Source organism: Pantoea sp. ME81, assembly GCF_903970985.1.
GTDB classification, from domain to species: Bacteria; Pseudomonadota; Gammaproteobacteria; order Enterobacterales; family Enterobacteriaceae; genus Pantoea; species Pantoea communis.
The window spans coordinates 1-1,006 of sequence record NZ_CAJCKS010000364.1 but is presented as its reverse complement, the minus strand read 5'-3'; the positions used below and the strand labels follow the sequence as shown (position 1 = coordinate 1,006).

Below are 1,006 nucleotides of genomic sequence, written 5' to 3'. Positions count from 1 at the left end.
TCATGGCACCTTCTCCTTACTGATGAAGCGCGAGTATATAAATACGAAGGCAAACTGTGTAGTTTACCTTCGTATCAATTTGTAATTGGCACTCAGGGCCGCTTGATGTAATGAATCAAACTGTGAAAACGCAGAGGTGTGCTGAGGGGATTGCGATAACTGTGCGCGACATCCGCCGCAAACTGGTGCGCTTCGCCGCTTTGCAGACGACGCCAGGTTCCCTCCACGCACAGCAGCAGCTCACCTTCCAGCACCACCACCTGCTCAATCACGCCACTTTCGTGTGCGGAAGAGTCGCTTTGTGCACCGCCAGCAAGCGTGACTTCCAGCAGATCAAAACGCAACGCGGCATCATAGGGCAGCAGCGGCTTCACCTGCATTTGCGCATTGGGTTGGCTAAACGTCGCGGCGATACCCGGCGGTTGATCGCTACCCTGAACAAAAAACGAGAAAGGCACATTGAAACCGGTGGCGATTTTCCACAATGTCGCCACCGTCGGGCTGGATTCACCGCGTTCGATTTGGCCCAGCATCGCTTTGCTGACACCGGTGCGATCCGCTGCCAGTGTCAGGCTCCAGCCGTTCGCCTGGCGCAATTGTTTTAACGCCTGGCTCAAATGTTGATGCAGATTTTCCATGCTATCTCCTGGCAAATTCGCGCGCAGTGTAGCACTTGTGCGTTATAACACACTCGTGCAATAGTGTGCGTTATAACGCACAGCAGGATGCAAACCGATGATCACCGCCACTTCGCGCAACGCTTTCTCTTTCCCTATGCTGGTTTCCGGCTTTATTGCGGTGCTGGTGGGATACAGCAGCACTGCCGCATTGATTTTCCAGGCCGCTCAGGCTGCAGGCGCCTCGCCAGAACAGATCGGCGGATGGCTGTCGATGCTCGGCATTGGCATGGGGTTAGCCTCTTTCGGTCTTTCAGTGTGGACACGCATGCCCATTCTGGCCGCCTGGTCGACGCCGGGGGCGGCACTGTTGGCCACCAGCGTGCAGG

2 protein-coding genes are annotated in these 1,006 nt (G+C 55.9%); one reads left to right on the top strand and one right to left on the bottom strand.

The features are described 5' to 3' along the window. Positions 1-92 precede the first annotated feature (92 nt). On the bottom strand, positions 93-638 hold the full coding sequence (locus tag H7A81_RS27375) for a helix-turn-helix domain-containing protein (protein ID WP_166931318.1): 546 nt from the start codon (positions 636-638) through the stop codon (positions 93-95). Between the two features lie 97 nt (positions 639-735). Between H7A81_RS27375 and H7A81_RS27370 the strand changes: the two genes are divergently transcribed. Continuing rightward, positions 736-1,006, top strand: a 271-nt coding sequence (locus H7A81_RS27370; RefSeq protein ID WP_182059351.1) for a benzoate/H(+) symporter BenE family transporter, incomplete at its 3' end; no start/stop codon positions are given.

Bases quoted from the DNA above. Each gene is read 5' to 3' on its own strand.
- H7A81_RS27375 (WP_166931318.1), bottom strand. From the start codon at position 638: ATGGAAAATCTGCATCAACATTTGAGCCAGGCGTTAAAACAATTGCGC.